Raw genomic sequence first — 18054 nt, 5'->3', positions numbered from 1 at the left:
ATCCTCCCATCATCTTAGCTATACCCTTAATTAAGATGATTGATTACAGATTATGCTCCCAGGTTCCGTGATTGCTTTTGAAGCAGTCTTGTTTCAATATGATCGATCTTATATTTACACCGTTTATATGTGTATTGAAAAATAGGACTTTGAATAAATGTAAAAATAAAGGTAAAGAAAAAGACAGGGCCTCCGAGCAGTAAACCTAAAACGAGCACAGTACTTTCGGTTATTATTCTAATTCTGCCAATTGGCGCATGAAGCTTATCTGATATGGAAAGCATAAACCCATCACGCGGACCAGACCCTACCCCAGCTGCATTGTAGATTCCTCCGCCAACTCCCATGATGATAATGCCAGAGATCATAATAAATATGTCTGTCCATGTGTGAGTAGTTACTGGTAAAATATCAGTCCATAGATAAAAATCTACAAATAGACCTACCAGTATCGCGTTAAAAAATGTACCAATTCTTATGTAACTTTTATCCAATATCCAAGAGATAATGATAAGTAAAACAGATATGATGATATTCCAAGTCCCTATCGAAAAGCCAACTTTTTCATATAATCCGACATTCAATACATCCCAAGGATGGACCCCCAGATATTGAACACGTATTGCCGTACTAATCCCCAGACTAAAAATCATGACCCCTAACAGAAAAATTGTCCACCGCATTGTTTGTATCATAACTTCCCTTCTTTCTGTCCCCACTATCATAATATGAAAAAAGAAAATATTGAAGCAACTTACTCATGCATTTATTTACTGTCACAGAAAGCTTTACTCGTCAGGAGGTTCCACTACATATGGAAACGTCAAAATATCCATACAAAAAGATCGGCCATTAACCGATCTTTAAATTTCTATATGTTAGCAACCAAAGTCGAAAGTAGTTTTGTTCATCCAGTCAGCAAGGTTTTCGATATCTTTCGAGAAAACTCTATCTAGCTGAATAGAGGGTGCGACAGATCTACCTTCTTTGTATAATCGTTGAATCGAAGGGGATGCCATTTTTTTATCCCGGTATTCCAGTGCCTGCATGCCACAGAATAGTTCGATTGCCAAGACTTTTTGTGCATTCTCAATAATTTGATGCGCATGTCTTGCACCAATCGTTCCCATACTTACATGATCTTCCTGATTGGCCGAGGATGGAATGGAATCCACGCTCGCAGGATGTGCCAAGGTTTTATTTTCAGAAACCAGGGATGCAGCCGTATACTGCATGATCATTGCACCTGATTGCAGGCCGGGATTAGGACTGAGAAATGCCGGCAAATCATTCAATTGTGGATTAACAAGTCTTTCAATTCTACGCTCAGCGATGTTTGCTAATTCTGCAGCAGCAATTTTCAAAAGATCCATTGCAATCGCAATGGGCTGGCCATGGAAGTTACCACCTGATACAATTGTTTCCCCATCATCAAACAAAAGTGGGTTATCAGTAGCTGCATTCATTTCTATCTCTAATTTTTCTTTTACATAAGCTAAGGCTTGTCGTGACGCTCCATGCACTTGAGGAATACACCTTAAAGAATAAGCATCCTGCACACGCTTTTCTCCCTGTGTAGTCATTAAATTACTACCTTTGTTAATTTCCCTGATCCGATACGCAACTTCAACTTGTTCAGGATATCCTCTTGCCTGGTGAATTGCTGGGTGAAACGCATCTATAATTCCTTCAAGTCCTTCCAACGTCATAGAAGCAATCCAATCTGCTTGGTTCGCAAGCTTTTCTGCTTTTATATAGTTAACAACACCCATTGCAGTCATTGCCTGTGTGCCGTTAATTAGCGCAAGACCTTCCTTTGCTGTTAATGTTAAGGGTTCATACCCTTTCTCCTTGTACACTTCCTTCGTTTCTTTTATCTTGGAGCCATCATAAACCTCACCCTCACCTATAATAACGAGAGCTAAATGAGCTAAGGGAGCTAAATCTCCAGAAGCACCTAAAGAACCCTGACTAGGAATTACAGGAATAATGTCTTCATTTGCAAGATCTCTTAAACGTTCTACAATACATGGACGTACTCCTGAAAAACCTTTTAAAAGGGCGTTTAGCCTTAGAACTACCATTGCCTTGCTCACTATTTTCGAAAAAGGGGCACCAACACCACAAGCATGTGAACGAATTAAATGTAACTGAAGTTCGTCTACATCCTTCTCTTTAATCCGCACATCACTAAATTTGCCAAACCCTGTATTAATTCCATATACTGTACTTCCTTCTTTAACAATTCGTTCCACTGCATAGCGACTTTTTTCAACTTCGCCCATACTTTCTTTATCGATCTCTACCTTCTCATCCCTATAGCAAATCGCTTCCATATCATTTATTGATAGCTTCGATCCATTTAAATAAATCATACGATTCTCCCATCCAGATTAATTACTTACCGAAGAAATTAATCTCTACACTTTAAACGTATTGTAATAGGGATAAACGTTCATGTCAATAAATTTACAGAATATTTAGTATATTAATTCATTAAAACAATAGTTCATTAACGTAGTGCAGTAAACCTTTGTTATTCATTTATTTTTTATTTAACAATTCATGCCAGAGACAGCTGACAAGAAACGTAGAACAAAATTTTTTCATATATGAAAAAACAGCTTGCACAACACCTTTGTAACAAACTGTCTCTTTTATACCAACTAAAAGTCATATTCTTCTTCTTTTTGTTCATGGATTGCCATAAATGTCTTGGATAGAAGTACCGTATCTTCCACTAAACGATCCAGACGAAAGAGGACATCATCATTTACAATTTCTTTTCTATGAAAATCCGCCTCTTCGATAAATACATACGTCTGTACAAGCTGGGCCTTCATATATGCGAGTATTGGTTTTAGCTGTTGTTCCGCAATTAAATAATGCTTTGCCGAACCGGCAGTAACTAGCATACTGACAACTTTCTCTCGAAAAGCATTTATGGGAAGTAAATCAAAAATGTTTTTTAGGGTTGCAGGGATGGACGCTTGAAAAATCGGAGTTCCAATAATAATTGCATCAGCTTCCATCAGATTTTCCAAAACAAATTTTGTATCTCCTTCATACTCCATATAATTGCGTCCGTCGCTAAATTGAATATCATATGATGCCAAATCAATGAGTTGAAAATCTTCTTTCGGATACTTTTCTGTAATTATTGAAGCAGTATAGTCCATGGCTGTTCTTGTTTTCGTTCCAACATTGGAACCAGATAATCCTACAATTTTCAATGCTATTGCTCCTTACTTTGCTGTATATTTTTTTATAGCTGGTAAGATTTCATTACCGATTATTTCAATATTTTTTTGTAACTTATCAAAAGGCATAGCACCAAAATCAATTTGAGCGATATACCGCTGATGACCAAAAGTTTCATGCTGATAAAGGATTTTTTCAATAATTTCCTGTGGACTTCCGATATTCATGATATTATGTGGGTCAACGCCTTGTGCAAAATGCTGTTTCGGAAAGCCCTGCCCGTTTGTTTTTTTCATCCCTTCATTAATATAAGGATACAAATCTCTTAACGCTTGTTGGGAGGTCTCTGCTGCATAGAAAAAACCTGCTGTTGCAACTGGCAGCTCATCGGGATTATATCCACGACTTCTAGCTGCATCACGGTAAGCGTCAATTGAGCGTTTAAATAAAGTTGCCGGTCCCCCAAGATGGGCAAGGAACATCGGAACACCTGCATACCCTGCTTTTCTCGCACTAGCTGGAGTACCACCGACTGCCCGCCAAATTGGCAGTGAACCATTTTTTGGTCGAGGAAGTACTTTCGCATCCTTTAAGGGAGCACGGAATTCCCCTTGCCAATTTACTGTTTCTTGCTCGTTAATTTGCAACAAAAGATCAAACTTCTCTTCAAATAATTCTTCGTAATCACGGACATCATAACCAAGCAAATCAAATAGCCCGATTCTAGATGCTCTACCGGCGACGAGTTCTGCACGTCCGTTTGATATTAAATCAAGTGTAGAAAAGTTTTCAAATACACGAACCGGATCTGATGTACTTATAATCGTTGAGGAACTGGCAATCTTAATATTTTCTGTTGCTTGGGCAATGGCAGATAAAACTACAGCATGTGCTTGGGTAGCAAAATATTCCTGGTGACTCTCTCCTACACTAAAGAAGTCTATTCCTGCCTGATCAGCCAGCTTAGCGTATTCAATGATTTCATGAATGCGTTGCTCTGCTGAAATTCTATTCCCTGTTAAAGGGTCAGGTAAATGATCTCCTAATGTATATATTCCAAATTCTAATCCCTTGTTAGGATTAATTCCGTATTTTTCCATTATTTTATCCCCTTCATTTTCGCATTTATTGTTTATAGGGTAAAGGTTTGCTGTTTATTTATCCAATGTTATTATAGACAATATAAACCTATAAAGTAAGTACGCACTTTTAAGTGGTATAGTATCAAAAAAGATACTAAAGGAGGGAAAACAATGGACAAAGTCCCTGAAGAATGTCGCGTGGAAGATGCGCTCGGCATTTTAGTAGGAAAATGGAAACCAATTATATTATTACATCTTTTGCAAGAGGGGACAAAACGATTTAGCGATTTAAAACGTAGTATGCCTGGCGTAACGCAAAAAATGCTTACAAAGCAACTTCGTGAACTGGAAGAAGAAGATATTATTCAGCGTGTAGTATATCCTCAGGTACCTCCAAAAGTGGAATATTCCATTACAGAGTACGGTAGAAGCCTTGAACCAATACTTGAGGCCATGCATGAATGGGGTACAAAACACACAGCACATAAACAAGAGAAGCAAATAAACCAAATTAAACAAAATTAACCTTTCAACTCAACCTCTAGAAGGAGGGGGTTAATTAAAATTTGATGTACAAAGCCCATAAGGTAAGAAAAGCAAGTGTATAGGAGTATTATTACTAATAAAAAAAACCAGCTACCGTAAGCTGGTATAGTAGTCTAGCGAGGCTTCTATTGTACTGTCTCCACTTCCTTTACTTTCGTTGCAGAATAGTGGTCATGAGGCATAATTGCTCCCTCTTCCTTATCAAAGCCTTTAGGGTTTCCTAAGTATGCAAATGTACTGATCGTATCGCGGTAGGCCATTCGTTTTAAAATTTGACGAGAAGTTGGCAGTCCGCCATTTTCATTTTCTAAGATGAGTCCCAACTGCTTATAGCCAATTGTTTGGCCATTTCTGCGCAACTGAGCATATTCCAAAGACCACATAGCTACGGTTGGTGTAACTAATGCATGGAATGCCTCATTTTTAATTTTTTTGCGCAGGATAAACTCTGCCCCTGCAGTTACTGCGGTAGATATAGCCAAATCTATGAAGAAAGCCTTGGTACGTTTCTTAGTAATTTCATTCATAGGTAAAACCTCCTCTTTATTTCTATAACAATACGAATTCTAGCAGGATAGGTTTCACTAATTTAGAAATATATAAGCTCAAGAGCTGCATAATAAGAAACACACACGTAGAATTTCAGGAGGCATAAAAAATGACAAACAAATTAATTCTGGCATCTTCCTCACCTAGAAGACAGGAACTTTTAAAGCAAGTAAAAATCCCTTTTATCCAGCGATTACCAAACATAGATGAATCATTAGTAGTGACCAATGATCCAGTAGAAAAAGTCAGGCAGCTAGCCCTAAGAAAAGGGCGTGCTGTTTCTTTTGAAAGTAAGAACGAGTTCATTTTATCTGCTGATACGGTTGTTTCTCATAAACAACAGATATTTGAAAAGCCAAAGAACAGAAAAGATGCTGTGCAAATGATTTCTGCCTTAAGTGGTGATATTCATGAAGTGTTTAGTGGTGTTATGATCCGCTCCCAAACGGAGGAAGTAATTTTCACCGTTTGTACAAAAGTAGAATTTTGGCCATTATCTAAAGAAGAAATAGAATGGTATACAGCCACTGAAGAACCTTATGACAAGGCAGGAGCTTATGGTATCCAAAGCATTGGAGCTATGTTTGTTAAACAAATTGTCGGGGATTATTTTAATGTTGTCGGGTTACCACTCTCTCGAACTGTCAGAGAACTAAACAGGTTTTCTATTTACTAGAAATATTGATGATAAAGAGCTCATAATTACTTTGCTTAATTTTTTGTATATTAAAAGCAATAACGGAACAGCTGAAATTTTTAAGCTTAGTCCCCACTCTACATGTAGCGGGGAACTAAACTTTTAATTTCTTCCACCACGAGCATTAGATTTTCCTTTGGAATGTCTTTGTTCATTAGGCAATTTAGCTTTATTGTTCTTTTTCTTCGGTGCGTGTGAATCCTTACCCATAATTTTACCTCCATTTGTTTTAACACTCGTTCGTACACCTGTATTGTTAACTGATAAAATAAAATTATTCTTTTCTGCAGATACCATGGGTCGTATAAAAAAATGGCAAGGATGGAAAAATTATTCCCATCCCTGCCATCTTTTGTTTATACGCTATAATGTTGCGCTGATCAAGTGAACAAATCTTTTAAGCGAGCCCAGAATCCTGTTTCCTTTTTAGTTGGTTTTTCTTTTGATTCTGGCTCTTCATGTTTAATACTCTCTGTTTTTAAAACAAACTGAACGGAATTTACATTCTTATTCTTAGCAGAGACAAAGGATACTGCTTCAAAGTCTGATTTATCATATTCGGACATCATTTCATCGATTTCTTTTGTCATCTGTTTAGGTAAGTCCTTAGTTGATTCATGCAGCTTGGATGTACCATTATGAAGCTCACCAACACCGTCTTCCAGTTTTTCTGCTCCGTCTGCCAATCCACCAATGCCATTGTGGATGTCTTGATAAGAACCAGATAGTTGGCTTACTCCATTTGTATATTCGATTAGCCCAGAATGGAATGTATTATAGTTATTAGATAATGCTGTCAGTCCTTCCTGCAATTGTGCAATTCCCTCAGAAACATCGAGGCTCTCTATGGAAGAAGCTACTTTGGCGGCCATCGTATCTATATTGTCTGCCATATCTTGAAGTGAAGTGACAACACCTTCTAACGTCTCACCTACAGAATCAAAAGCTTGCTTTACTTCATTATAGGTTCCCTTTGCCTTACGTGCAGCAGTATACGTATCCACTAACTGTTTAATCGTTTTCTCTTCAGCTCCGGAATTATACAACTTTTCAATATCCTCTTCAGAAATATCATTTGAAGGTATATCATTCATGGCTTGGTCTAGTGCACTATAAGCTTTAGCATAATTGTCTTTTAATGTTGTTAGTCCCTTGGCTGTTTCCCTTAAGCTCCTGAGATCTGTGAAAGACCTTTCGTCATTTCTCCCAGCTTACTTAAATCTATTTCTTCCTCTCCACCAAGTGAGTTACTCATTTTCTTCAGGGCTTGTTTCATCTCATTTGAGCCATTAACCAGTTCAGAAGAAGACCCGCTAAGGCCTGCTAATCCATTTTTGTATTGAGCTGAGCCGCTTTTTAATTCCGATGCACCTTTTTCAAAAGAAGCAACATTATTATTAAGCTTGCTCACACCATTATTTAAATCTGCAATAGCTCCAGTCAGAGATTTCATATCACCTGTCATTTCATCGACATCTGGCTCATCAATGGACATATTAGAAGGCACTCCTGTGATTTCAATCCCGTTTAATTCAAAATCAACTACATCAGCTTCTACCTTAAATTCACCTTCTTTTTCAGGCATAACAGTAAACGTAACTTGTTTATTTTTACCGGCATTGGCGATCGTACCCTCTTCAGTCTTTATTTTACTGTATACTTCTGAATCAAGCGTCAGAGAAATTTGTAATAAATAATTCTCAAAAAAAGCAGTGTTTCCTGCTTCGTTAGCAGAGGTTTTTATTCGGATTTCCACATGTCCATTTTTCCCTGTAAGCTCTTTTGGTGCAATTTCTTTTCCATCTAAATAATAAGAAATAGAGAAATTCCACGGCAATTGCTGATTATCTAAATTCCCCTGATAATAAAATTTACCCTCAGGAGCTGCGACATTTACCTTTTTACCAGACTGCTTCAATTCAGAGTCATCTGTTAAGTTTTTCAGGTTTGAATAATTACCATAATCAGCCACTTGGCCTGCTTGAGAAACATCCAACGTGTTTACAACATATATATTTTGTGTGTTTCCATTCGCATTAAATGTAGCATAGACTACTTCATCCTTTGATGAAACCTTCCCATCTTTCTTTGTTGCAGCTTCTGTGCTTTTACCATCATTTGTAGAGGCTGTTACTAAAAGTGACGGCAATACAAGTAACACAGCTGCAAGGACAAACAATATCTTTTTTATATTCATCATCATTTCTCCTTATAAAAGTTTGCTTTCCAGGTTGTCTTTTCAATAATCTTATCGAATACCAACAGCATCGCCGGCAGGAATAATACCACCATAATAAACGCTAGCAATGCGCCTCTTCCAAGTAGTAAGCCAATGGATGAAACGACCGGATTAGAAGAAGTGATCCATAGAATAAAACCGACACTGGATAAGATAGAAGCAGAAATAGCAATAGAGAAAATTTTCTCGTCAAGGGTCTTCTTTATCGCTGCAAGGGCTGGCATTTCTTTTCGATTCTCTTTATATGCCTCCGTTAACAGAATGGCATAATCAACCGTTGCTGCGAGTTGAACCGTACTTACAATCAGATATCCTACAAAGACAAGCGAAGAGCTTGTAAAGTAAGGAACAGATAAATTAATCCAAACAGCTGATTGAATGGTCAAAAGAAGGATAATTGGAAAAGAAATCGACTTAAAGGTGACAAGCAATACAAGTGCAACTGTAATAACAGTTAACAAATTTACCAATGTATTATCTTTTTGGACCACATTTTTCATATCATACAGGGTAACACTTTCACCAAGTGCATAAAATTCTTTTCCATAATAATTTCCAGTGGTCGCTTCCACATCCTCAATTAAGTCAAAAGCTATATCTCCCTCTGTATCTGTATTTGTTTGCAGGATGATTCGACTGTAATTCTCTGAATAAAATTGTTCAGTAACAGACTCATCCAAATATTCAGGAGGAATGGCGGGACTTACTGTATTTACATAGGATAGAACGCTTGTTACATGTTCCATTTTCTCTAAGTCTTGCACCAATTCTTCTTCTTTTGCAACATCCCCTTTTGGTACAAGTAAGACCATTGAGGTACTTTTTCCGAATTCATCTTCAATTTTTACCACATCACTACCTGCTCGAGTTGTTTCGGGTTGTTCACCAATCCCATAAATGAAACTCGTTTGACTTTGTGCTAAGAAAGCAGGTACCAGAAGTAAGAACACAAGAATCAGACTTGGGATTTTTAGCTTTATAACTTTGCTTCCAATATTTTTAAAGCTTGGAAGCAATGGCTTATGTTGGGTTTTATCAATCCATTTATAAAACATGAGTGTTAGAGCAGGCAAAAATACCATAACACTAATAAAGCTTAATACAATTCCTTTTACGAGGTTGACGCCCAAATCCGATCCAATCTCAAAATTCATGAACGTTAATGCCATAAAACCGAAAAAGGTGGTTGAGGCACTGGCGACAATTGCCGGGAAGGACCGCTTCATTGCCAACCGCATTGCTTCCTTAGGATCGGACACTTCCTTTCGATAGTCAGAAAAACTATGAAGAAGAAAGATAGCATAATCGAGTGAAACCGCAAGTTGTAAAATAGGTGCAACAGATTGGGTAACAAAGGATATTTCTCCAAGAAAGATATTTGTTCCTAAATTTATTAATACAGAAACTCCAATTGCTGTAAGAAAAAACAGTGGTTCCACCCATGAGCTTGTTGAGATCACCAAAATAATGATGATGATTGGTATTAATAATGCTGCTGCGTACATCGTTTCAGTAAAGGCCATGGTTTGTTGGGTTGCTGTATTAAGTGCCTCCCCTGCCATAGCATTGTTGTCCTCACCAATGAGGTCATAAATCTTATCTGTAACAGCTACTTCATCTCCCTCACGGATACTAAAGGAGAATAGAGCGTTACTATCCTTATAATAGGACTCTACTGTGTCTTCATCAGCCATCTCAATAGGGGTTTTGATGTCAATCGCATCATCCAGCCATGTAACATCAGACACGCCATCAATGGCTGCAAGCTGTTCTTTATAAGCGAGTGCCTCCTGAATGGAAACGTTATTGATCATGACACAAGTATTGGGTACCGCCCCATCAAATTCCTGTTCCATCACATCCATTGCTTCTGTAGATGGTGCATCTTCAGGTAAATAATCTACCATATTGTAATTGACAGCCACCGCAAATTGAGCAACGGCGCTGATTAATGTAATTATAAAAAAAGTAAGTACAATGGGCTTTTTATGTTTAATAATTCGAGCCGCGATGTTTATTATGGTTCACCCTCTCTTGCATTTTGAAAAATTCCACTATATCATTATATAAACACCGTGTTGTTTTTACAACAAACAGTTTTATAAAATACGTATGTATTCCAACATGATCGGTTATTGTGTTGGAATACAATAAAATTTTTAGGAGCGATTCACCGTGACTTCCGAAAAGCTGGATAGAAGAAAGAAATATACCCGCATGGTATTAAAGGATAGCCTAATGAAACTATTACAGAACAAACAAATTTCAGCCATTACAGTAAAAGAAGTATGTGAACTGGCAGATATTAACCGTTCCACCTTCTATGCACATTATGCTGATCAGTTTGATCTCTTGGAACAAATCGAGGAAGAACTGATTGAGGATCTGAATATGTATCTAAGCGGATACGATTTTGAGAGTGAGGACGAATCTTTACAAATGACGGAGAGATTAATTGAATACTTTGGTTCAAAGCAGGATGAATGCCAGACTCTGCTTAATATAAACGAGGATTCCTCTTTTCAAACAAAAGTAATGGACGTAGCTCAGCATTTTCTTATGAAAAATTGGATGGAGGTAAGCCGACTTGATCATGATATGTCTGAATATATAAGTTCATTCATTATAAGTGGAAGTATTCAAATTATGAAGGTTTGGCTAAATAATGGCATGGATAAATCGTCCAAGGAAATGGCACAGTTAATTACAAATCTCGTTAACCAAGGATTGAGTGGGTTGAAGTAGGGTTATTCAACGGTATTTCAGATCCACACAACATATTTCCTTAATTCTAGAGCTGAAGCAAAGAACAGACTAAAAAAGAGCCATTAAATCGGCTCTTTTTTAGTCTGTTTTAAATTAATGGCATCAAAGCTTTCACTTCATATAACGATCTTCAAGCAAACTATTCAACATGAAGATCTCTTGGAGCAATTCCTCACCAACATTCGTTTCTAGAACTTTCTTTCTTTCTAACTCTTTATCTACCAATCTTCTAACTGATAAGACATCCGTTCCGTGCAATAGAACATCTTCCTTTGAAGTGAACTTTTGATGTGCCACAAGCTGCATACCGTAGGAGTTATATAATAATGTGTAGCCTGCAATCCCTGTTGTAGACTGATACGCCTTGGAAAAACCTCCATCAATGACGATCATCTTCCCATTTGCTTTAATTGGGTTTTCTCCATCAATCTCTTTTACAGGGGTATGGCCATTTATAATATGACCTTGATCTGGATTCAAACCGAATTCCATTAATATTTTCCGGCAAATATCCTCGTCTTCTCTTAAATAATAGTAAGGATTTTTTGTTTCTTTATGTGTAGTTTTGTCGCTGATAAAATACCTCTCAAATGTCGTCATTTCTCTTTTCCCAAAGAGGGATGAACGCTCCCCTGTCCATAAATACCACACCATATCTGTCGCCAAATCATCTGTTTCTTCAGGATGGGCAAATGCCTTCCGTAAATAATGTTCAAATACATCCAGCAATTCGCGCCCTGCATACGTTTTATTTTCGATGCCCATTTCTTCCATATTCCCTTGCTCATCAACTGGGATACAGCCATGAATTAATAAATTTCCGTTATATTTCAAATAAAGGCTGCCTTTTTTCATCAGAAATTTCATGTGACGAGCGAGCTTTTCAGAATGCTGCACAGAGAATAGCAGTTTATCAATTACTTCTTTTTCTTCGGCCAATAATTCTCCAGGCTGGTCTGGATTAACCGTAGCAAAACAGGTGTTTTCCAGTGGGTATGTTTTATCATCAATGGTGACTTCCTTGTTTTTATAATCCACTCTCTCCAGCAATAGCCTTCTTTTCATATTAAAATTAGGACGTCTCTTAATAATAGGCATCTCCAATTTAAATTGAATCATTGCAATGGCTTGATGAATTTTAGTAATTTGCAGTGCTTCCTGTTCGGATAGCTCTTTATCTGAATTACGCTTTGGACGAAATGCCGGATTATCTCCATAGTATTTTTCTGCAAGGTTTTGAAGTGGACGAAGATTAATACCATACGCATCTTCAATAATATCCAAATTATCATAACGGGCACATATACGAATGATATTGGCAAGGCAAACCTTTGAACCGGAAAATGCCCCCAGCCAAAGCACATCATGATTCCCCCACTGAATATCAACCGAATGGTAGTTTATGAGTGTATCCATAATTTTATCGGGTTCTGGTCCACGATCATAAATATCCCCCACCACATGAAGATGGTCAACAATTAATCGTTGTGTCGTATACGCAAGTCCGGTAATGAGCTTATCTGCCTGCCCGAGGGAAATAATCTGTTGTACAATCTGACTATAATAGTACTTCTTATTGGTATATTCATTCGTTTTATAAAGCAGTTCTTCAATAACGTAAACAAACTGCTCCGGCAAGGCTTTACGTAACTTTGATCTCGTATATTTAGAGGAAGCGTAAGAAATTAATTTTATGAAATACTCTATCGTTTCCGAATACCAATCATTAAGTTTCTGTTGATCGGCAAAATTATTTTTAATCAATCGCAGCTTTTCTTCCGGATAATAAACCAATGTGGCTAATTCGTTCATCTCTTCTTCTGTCAATTGGTCTACAAAAATATCCCTTATTTTTTCCTTCACTTTTCCTGAACCATTTCTTAGCACATGTTGAAAAGCCTGATATTCTCCATGTAAGTCACTGACAAAGTGCTCTGTACCCTTGGGCAGATGGAGAATCGCTTCCAGGTTAATAATTTCCGTTACTACTTTTTCTTCACAATCGTATTCTTTTGCCAACAAATCTAAAAAATTCTTTTTCAAGTGATTCCCTCCCCATCAAAAGGTTTATGCTTCTTTTGTCTGTATAGATCAACTGATTTAATGTCTGCCCTTTTTACATAATGGCTACTCTTTAATGATAGTTTAAGGGTAGTCTACCAACTCCGCAAGCGTTTCCACGAAAATGAATAATGCAATAATCTGGAGAGGAGCTACTACCGCTCCCCTTTCATCCAAAAAACTATTCCTCTTTATCTACCACTTTCTGAACGAGTGCTTCCGGAATCATCTCAAATCCTTCAATGATCGTGTTTTCCTCCACTTCGATCATAAGGCTGATCTTCCATTGAAGTGTACTTGGCGAACATATCTTAAGTCTTGCGGACTAACTTTAATATCCGCTACCTTTGTTTTTATTTTAATAGATTTTGATGTGTATTTCGGTACAATACTACTAGCTTTTAATTCATATTTTTCATCGTCAATGACCGTTTTAAAAGCTTCTTCCACCTTCTCTGTTTCAATATCTTTAACTCCACTGCTCCTTAATACCTGCTCAACATCCTTATAGTCAAACTTCGGTATCTCTTCCTCTTCATTTTCTTCAATGGTCCGATGAATTTCATCATACACATTGGAAAGCGTAGATGTATTGATTTGATCACCAGCAACCTTTTTTACGATTTCCTCGAAAACAACCTTATCATCCTCAGCGGTCATTGTTTCTTCGGCATTTAAAACTTCTTCGATGAAATGATAATCCAGCTCATAGGCTTTTCCTGCTGAGTAAAGCACATGATTGACATCTGCTGCGCTATCCGAAAAGCACGGGAATAAGAATCCCGACATAGGTGCCTTCAAATTAATAATTGGGTCTACGACGATATTATATTTGAATTCCTTTTCCACATAGTCAAACAGCAGTTCTTTCTTCGGGTCCTGTGTCTTGTTCATACTTCCCATAATAAAGGAGTGCGAATAAACCGCATCTCTTGCATTCTCTTCGGACTCCTCATTACTGCGCTTCATCGGCTTCATATATTCACCACGAATGAAGGTAATGACAATGTCCATCTCATATTGCTTGTCTTTCAACATTTTCTCTACAAGACGAAGCATTTGGTTATTCCATTCCTCTGTATCATTACTTAATAGACCCTGATGTAAAATAAGCTGGCTACTATCTTCCACATCACGCTGAAACTTCAACTCAAATAGTTTCTCATCCATTTGCCCAGACAATACTTTCTTAAAGTTAGCCAAAAAGAGCTCCTTTTGCTCATCCTCCAGTAACTCAAATGGCACACTTTGATAATGATAAATCTCACTAGATTCCTTCATAACATATACATTAAAAATCTCATGTATTTTTAATAAGTCATTATTCACTTTAAATTGTTTACGAATATTTGCGATATCTTTTTTATTCAATCCTGTTTCACTCCTAAGGCTAATACATATATAACTCTATATCTATTCTATCATTTTTTAGCATGTGTGATTAAATTTAATAGAAAATAAAACGCAATGTGGAAAGGAAAGTTTTGTGCTAGTATTCCTTCATTAGTAATAAATTAAGCGACAGAATCCGTCAAGAATATCTTACATATTCACCAACTACCTAATTCCATTACAAATTAATTTCTAGATTTCTTTCAATTAAGATTCCAAGATTTTTCAAATTCCGTCTTCTTCTTTGCCTGTTATAATAAAGAAGAGATCAATTTCATAGGGGAAGGGACAGAATATGTACCTAACACGTCTCTAAGCTAAACATAAGGGAAAAGACAAGAAAAAAGAACAGCCAGATTCATCTCTTATCAGGACTGTTCTTACTTTTAAAATTAACCTTGCAATTAATATCTAATTAGATTTATTCAAGAATCTCTTATTCAATCCCATAATCTCTAGCAAAGACCATTTGTGTATCGACAAATACATCTTTATCTTTTTCATCCAATGTGAACACTCGAGCTCCACGCAAACGGTTATTTTCCTCGCCACCAAGGCCATACGCCCCAAACCCAGTACTTCCTGCGTAACCAAGCTTAATACCGTAGTAATCACCAACGTATGTATTAATATGGTCATGGCCGGCGAATACACCTTTAACATCCCCGCGTTCTAGCATTGCTGAAAACATACCACTGTTAAATGGACCAGTACAAACACATTCATTTTTCTCTCCGGTTATGTTATGCTTTTTTATTGCTTCTTGATGACTTGCTTGATTAGCCTGGTATGGGCGAGCAAACCACATATACTCAAATTCCGGAAGTGGGATATGCATGAAAGCAAGCGATGGAACTGGATAGCCGTTCTTCTTTTCAAGTTTTTTTGACGTCTCATAATACCACTCGACTTGATCCGTTTTTAGCCAATCATAGGTTTGATAACCTTTAAAATCTTGACCTGCTACTTCATCTGGAGCATACCTTCCACTGTCGAATAACCAGATGTTAAATGCGGCTTTTGCGTTTTTGGAATTCCTGATTTCAATCGAATTATTGCCGGTTCCTGTACCACCTTTTGGGCCAGGCTGGTTCATATTATGTTCATATGACATATAGATATCAAGCATCTTTTCTTCATCTATACCAGTCTTAAATGTATGATCTTCATCGTGATTTCCGAATGTAATTGCCCATTTCACACCACGTTCTTCCATAGGCTGCGCAATATTGTCTATTGCTTTTTTAACTTGTTTTTTGTTTTTTACATCACCTTGTATCATATCACCGTTAATCACAACAAAATCAGGTTTTTCTTCATCTAGAGTTTTCTCCATTAAAGCAACAGTTCGTGGATCAATATCCTCGTCATCCTGCGTGTCGTTAAACTGTACAATCTTAAATTTCCCGTTACTGTTAAATTGCAGTTTTTGATTCTTGTCTGTTTTACCTTCCACAACGTTCATAGAAAAACCAAAAGTGAAAATGAGTGCTAGTCCAAGTGTAATCGTACTAAAAATAGCTTTAAATTTCACACAAAGTTCCTCCTTTAGTAAGTCTTGTCTCAATACTATCAATCATTTATTAACTGACAATAAATTGTGAATTAAGGTTTAGTAAAGATAATTATTTTGTGAGAGACAGGAGTTTAGAAACGAAGAGATGGTTTCCTCGTTTCTTCTATATAAATACGCTTATTACAATTAACAACCTTTTAATTTATCAACTAGAGCTAATGCAATTATTGCCTTTGCGGATGTATGTTTTATGAGTTATTTCTTTGTATATCTCGATTTTTAACCATAAAAAAAAACTCCCCTTCGTTCGTTCAAAGAAAAGCCCCTGTTTACAAATGGACAGGAGACTAGCCACACACATACTGCGTAATATGAACGCAAAAAAGACGACCCTCTAACGAATAAATTTCGCTAAAACGTCGTCGTATTTATATCTATGATACCGGTGGTCGGGGTCGAACCGACACTCCCGTGAAGGAACGGGATTTTGAGTCCCGCGCGTCTGCCAATTCCGCCACACCGGCATGTTCATGGAGGCGGTAACCGGATTTGAACCGGTGATAAAGGTTTTGCAGACCTCTGCCTTACCACTTGGCTATACCGCCATAATATATTGGAGCGGAAGACGGGATTCGAACCCGCGACCCCCACCTTGGCAAGGTGGTGTTCTACCACTGAACTACTTCCGCAATTGGCTGGGCTACTAGGATTCGAACCTAGGATACACGGGATCAAAACCCGATGCCTTACCGCTTGGCTATAGCCCAATATAAGATATTGAATATTAAAAGGGGCGACCGGTGGGGATTGAACCCACGCGTGCCGGAGCCACAATCCGGTGCGTTAACCACTTCGCCACGGCCGCCATATTAAAATGGCAGGGGTAGTAGGAATCGAACCCACATCAAAGGTTTTGGAGACCTTCGTTTTACCATTAAACTATACCCCTACTTATATGTTAAAAAGATAAATGGTGGAGGGGGGCAGATTCGAACTGCCGAACCCTGAGGGAGCGGATTTACAGTCCGCCGCGTTTAGCCACTTCGCTACCCCTCCATATTTATAAAGACAAAAAAATGGTGGCTCGGGACGGAATCGAACCGCCGACACAGGGATTTTCAGTCCCTTGCTCTACCGACTGAGCTACCGAGCCATTTAGTTGTAAAGTACCAACATGGTATTAAATAATAGTGGCGGTCCGGACGGGACTCGAACCCGCGACCTCCTGCGTGACAGGCAGGCATTCTAACCAACTGAACTACCGGACCATATTAATTTGCACTCTTAAGTGCTATTGTCATTCAATGAATTAATTTGGTTGCGGGGGCAGGATTTGAACCTGCGACCTTTGGGTTATGAGCCCAACGAGCTACCGAACTGCTCCACCCCGCGATGTGAATAATTTAAAATTAATGGTGGAGGATGCAGGGCTCGAACCTGCGACCCCCTGCTTGTAAGGCAGGTGCTCTCCCAGCTGAGCTAATCCTCCATGTTGGTGACCCGTACGGGATTCGAACCCGTGTTACCGCCGTGAAAGGGCGGTGTCTTAACCGCTTGACCAACGGGCCATTAATATAAGTAAGGTGGCGGAGAGCGAGGGATTCGAACCCTCGAGGCCGCGGTAACGGCCTACACGATTTCCAATCGTGCTCCTTCGGCCACTCGGACAGCTCTCCATTGGCTCCACAGGTAGGATTCGAACCTACGACCGATCGGTTAACAGCCGATTGCTCTACCACTGAGCTACTGTGGAATAATCCAATATAATGATCAACTTTTTATTGAATATGCCTGGCGGCGTCCTACTCTTGCAGGGACAAAGTCCCAACTACCATCGGCGCTGGAGAGCTTAACTTCTGTGTTCGGCATGAGAACAGGTGTGACCTCTCCGCTATTGCTACCAGACCATTTCAAACTTGATCCGAGTTACTTAGGAATTTTTCATGACAATCATTATTATAATTGTTTCTAGGAAAAAATCAAGTATTTATTGTAAATATGTATG

Annotated in this window: 13 protein-coding genes, 14 tRNA genes, 1 rRNA gene and 1 pseudogene; 3 read left to right on the top strand and 26 right to left on the bottom strand. The window is 38.2% G+C overall.

All coding sequences use genetic code 11. The features are described from left to right. Positions 1-50 precede the first annotated feature (50 nt). The 4 genes from JCM12304_RS14035 to JCM12304_RS14020 all read right to left on the bottom strand — a co-directional run bounded on the left by JCM12304_RS14035 (position 51) and on the right by JCM12304_RS14020 (position 4301). The gene (locus JCM12304_RS14035) at positions 51-695 is read right to left on the bottom strand and encodes a YczE/YyaS/YitT family protein (RefSeq protein WP_019377006.1); all 645 of its coding nucleotides are present in this window, start codon (positions 693-695) and stop codon (positions 51-53) included. Between the two features lie 183 nt (positions 696-878). Next, positions 879-2375, bottom strand: a complete 1497-nt coding sequence (gene hutH / locus JCM12304_RS14030) for a histidine ammonia-lyase (protein WP_060681036.1) — start codon at positions 2373-2375, stop codon at positions 879-881. A gap of 291 nt (positions 2376-2666) precedes the next feature. Next, positions 2667-3233, bottom strand: coding sequence for an NADPH-dependent FMN reductase (locus JCM12304_RS14025; RefSeq protein WP_060681034.1), 567 nt, complete (start codon positions 3231-3233; stop codon positions 2667-2669). 12 nt (positions 3234-3245) lie between these two features. After that, on the bottom strand, positions 3246-4301 hold the full coding sequence (locus tag JCM12304_RS14020) for an LLM class flavin-dependent oxidoreductase (protein WP_060681033.1): 1056 nt from the start codon (positions 4299-4301) through the stop codon (positions 3246-3248). Positions 4302-4454: 153 nt separating this feature from the next. Here JCM12304_RS14020 and JCM12304_RS14015 point away from each other — a divergent pair, with 153 nt between their 5' ends. Further along, positions 4455-4808: a winged helix-turn-helix transcriptional regulator gene (locus JCM12304_RS14015; protein WP_019377002.1), complete on the top strand. Its 354-nt coding sequence runs from the start codon at positions 4455-4457 to the stop codon at positions 4806-4808. A 146-nt stretch (positions 4809-4954) separates the two neighbouring features. On the opposite strand, the gene JCM12304_RS14010 is transcribed toward JCM12304_RS14015, so the two are convergent. Further along, positions 4955-5356: an RDD family protein gene (locus tag JCM12304_RS14010; RefSeq protein ID WP_019377001.1), complete on the bottom strand. Its 402-nt coding sequence runs from the start codon at positions 5354-5356 to the stop codon at positions 4955-4957. A 131-nt stretch (positions 5357-5487) separates the two neighbouring features. Between JCM12304_RS14010 and JCM12304_RS14005 the strand changes: the two genes are divergently transcribed. Next, positions 5488-6054, top strand: coding sequence for a Maf family protein (locus JCM12304_RS14005; RefSeq protein ID WP_060681031.1), 567 nt, complete (start codon positions 5488-5490; stop codon positions 6052-6054). 401 nt (positions 6055-6455) lie between these two features. Here the strand turns inward: JCM12304_RS14005 and JCM12304_RS20135 are convergent, their stop codons facing one another. The 3 genes from JCM12304_RS20135 to JCM12304_RS13995 form a co-directional block, all read right to left on the bottom strand. After that, positions 6456-7169: a hypothetical protein gene (locus JCM12304_RS20135; protein WP_256200838.1), complete on the bottom strand. Its 714-nt coding sequence runs from the start codon at positions 7167-7169 to the stop codon at positions 6456-6458. Between the two features lie 71 nt (positions 7170-7240). Next, a complete protein-coding gene (locus tag JCM12304_RS20130; protein ID WP_256200837.1) occupies positions 7241-8272 on the bottom strand; it encodes a hypothetical protein in 1032 nt (343 codons plus the stop codon). Positions 8273-8274: 2 nt separating this feature from the next. Further along, complete coding sequence (locus JCM12304_RS13995) at positions 8275-10221, bottom strand: efflux RND transporter permease subunit (protein ID WP_082388049.1); 1947 nt, start codon at positions 10219-10221, stop codon at positions 8275-8277. A gap of 268 nt (positions 10222-10489) precedes the next feature. Here JCM12304_RS13995 and JCM12304_RS13990 point away from each other — a divergent pair, with 268 nt between their 5' ends. Further along, on the top strand, positions 10490-11059 hold the full coding sequence (locus JCM12304_RS13990) for a TetR/AcrR family transcriptional regulator (RefSeq protein ID WP_082388048.1): 570 nt from the start codon (positions 10490-10492) through the stop codon (positions 11057-11059). Between the two features lie 132 nt (positions 11060-11191). Here the strand turns inward: JCM12304_RS13990 and JCM12304_RS13985 are convergent, their stop codons facing one another. The 18 genes and pseudogenes from JCM12304_RS13985 to rrf all read right to left on the bottom strand — a co-directional run bounded on the left by JCM12304_RS13985 (position 11192) and on the right by rrf (position 17954). After that, positions 11192-13123, bottom strand: a complete 1932-nt coding sequence (locus tag JCM12304_RS13985; RefSeq protein WP_040954448.1) for a fructose-bisphosphatase class III — start codon at positions 13121-13123, stop codon at positions 11192-11194. 199 nt (positions 13124-13322) lie between these two features. Next, positions 13323-14512: pseudogene (locus JCM12304_RS13980) on the bottom strand (DUF4317 domain-containing protein). Positions 14513-14969: 457 nt separating this feature from the next. Continuing rightward, positions 14970-16067 (bottom strand): metallophosphoesterase family protein, encoded by a 1098-nt coding sequence (locus JCM12304_RS13975; RefSeq protein WP_060681027.1) that lies wholly within the window; start codon positions 16065-16067, stop codon positions 14970-14972. A 422-nt stretch (positions 16068-16489) separates the two neighbouring features. Continuing rightward, a tRNA-Leu gene (locus JCM12304_RS13970) sits at positions 16490-16573 on the bottom strand. 7 nt (positions 16574-16580) lie between these two features. Next, positions 16581-16654, bottom strand: a tRNA-Cys gene (locus tag JCM12304_RS13965). A gap of 9 nt (positions 16655-16663) precedes the next feature. Further along, positions 16664-16738: transfer RNA gene (locus tag JCM12304_RS13960), tRNA-Gly, on the bottom strand. A 3-nt stretch (positions 16739-16741) separates the two neighbouring features. Continuing rightward, a tRNA-Gln gene (locus JCM12304_RS13955) sits at positions 16742-16816 on the bottom strand. 25 nt (positions 16817-16841) lie between these two features. Continuing rightward, positions 16842-16914, bottom strand: a tRNA-His gene (locus tag JCM12304_RS13950). Between the two features lie 10 nt (positions 16915-16924). Continuing rightward, positions 16925-16998, bottom strand: a tRNA-Trp gene (locus tag JCM12304_RS13945). A 22-nt stretch (positions 16999-17020) separates the two neighbouring features. Next, positions 17021-17105 (bottom strand) — tRNA-Tyr (locus JCM12304_RS13940). 21 nt (positions 17106-17126) lie between these two features. Then, positions 17127-17202, bottom strand: a tRNA-Phe gene (locus JCM12304_RS13935). A gap of 38 nt (positions 17203-17240) precedes the next feature. Then, a tRNA-Asp gene (locus JCM12304_RS13930) sits at positions 17241-17317 on the bottom strand. Between the two features lie 47 nt (positions 17318-17364). Continuing rightward, positions 17365-17441, bottom strand: a tRNA-Met gene (locus JCM12304_RS13925). A 21-nt stretch (positions 17442-17462) separates the two neighbouring features. After that, positions 17463-17538, bottom strand: a tRNA-Val gene (locus JCM12304_RS13920). Between the two features lie 4 nt (positions 17539-17542). Continuing rightward, positions 17543-17617: transfer RNA gene (locus JCM12304_RS13915), tRNA-Glu, on the bottom strand. 16 nt (positions 17618-17633) lie between these two features. Next, a tRNA-Ser gene (locus JCM12304_RS13910) sits at positions 17634-17725 on the bottom strand. Positions 17726-17727: 2 nt separating this feature from the next. Beyond that, positions 17728-17802: transfer RNA gene (locus JCM12304_RS13905), tRNA-Asn, on the bottom strand. A gap of 36 nt (positions 17803-17838) precedes the next feature. Continuing rightward, positions 17839-17954: ribosomal RNA gene (rrf, locus tag JCM12304_RS13900) — 5S ribosomal RNA — on the bottom strand. Between the last annotated feature and the right edge of the window lie 100 nt (positions 17955-18054).

Source organism: Virgibacillus halodenitrificans JCM 12304 (genome assembly GCF_001310895.1).
Lineage (GTDB): Bacteria > Bacillota > Bacilli > Bacillales > Amphibacillaceae > Virgibacillus_Q > Virgibacillus_Q halodenitrificans.
Note: the sequence above shows the minus strand (reverse complement) of the source record. Positions and strands in the feature narration are given on the sequence as shown.

Excerpts from the sequence above, each read along its gene's own strand:
- JCM12304_RS14035 (WP_019377006.1), bottom strand. The coding sequence starts at position 695 with ATGATACAAACAATGCGGTGGACAATTTTTCTGTTAGGGGTCATGATT.
- hutH (WP_060681036.1), bottom strand. The coding sequence starts at position 2,375 with ATGATTTATTTAAATGGATCGAAGCTATCAATAAATGATATGGAAGCG.
- JCM12304_RS14020 (WP_060681033.1), bottom strand. The coding sequence starts at position 4,301 with ATGGAAAAATACGGAATTAATCCTAACAAGGGATTAGAATTTGGAATA.
- JCM12304_RS14015 (WP_019377002.1), top strand. The coding sequence starts at position 4,455 with ATGGACAAAGTCCCTGAAGAATGTCGCGTGGAAGATGCGCTCGGCATT.
- JCM12304_RS14010 (WP_019377001.1), bottom strand. The coding sequence starts at position 5,356 with ATGAATGAAATTACTAAGAAACGTACCAAGGCTTTCTTCATAGATTTG.
- JCM12304_RS14005 (WP_060681031.1), top strand. The coding sequence starts at position 5,488 with ATGACAAACAAATTAATTCTGGCATCTTCCTCACCTAGAAGACAGGAA.
- JCM12304_RS20135 (WP_256200838.1), bottom strand. The coding sequence starts at position 7,169 with ATGAATGATATACCTTCAAATGATATTTCTGAAGAGGATATTGAAAAG.
- JCM12304_RS20130 (WP_256200837.1), bottom strand. The coding sequence starts at position 8,272 with ATGAATATAAAAAAGATATTGTTTGTCCTTGCAGCTGTGTTACTTGTA.
- JCM12304_RS13995 (WP_082388049.1), bottom strand. The coding sequence starts at position 10,221 with ATGGTAGATTATTTACCTGAAGATGCACCATCTACAGAAGCAATGGAT.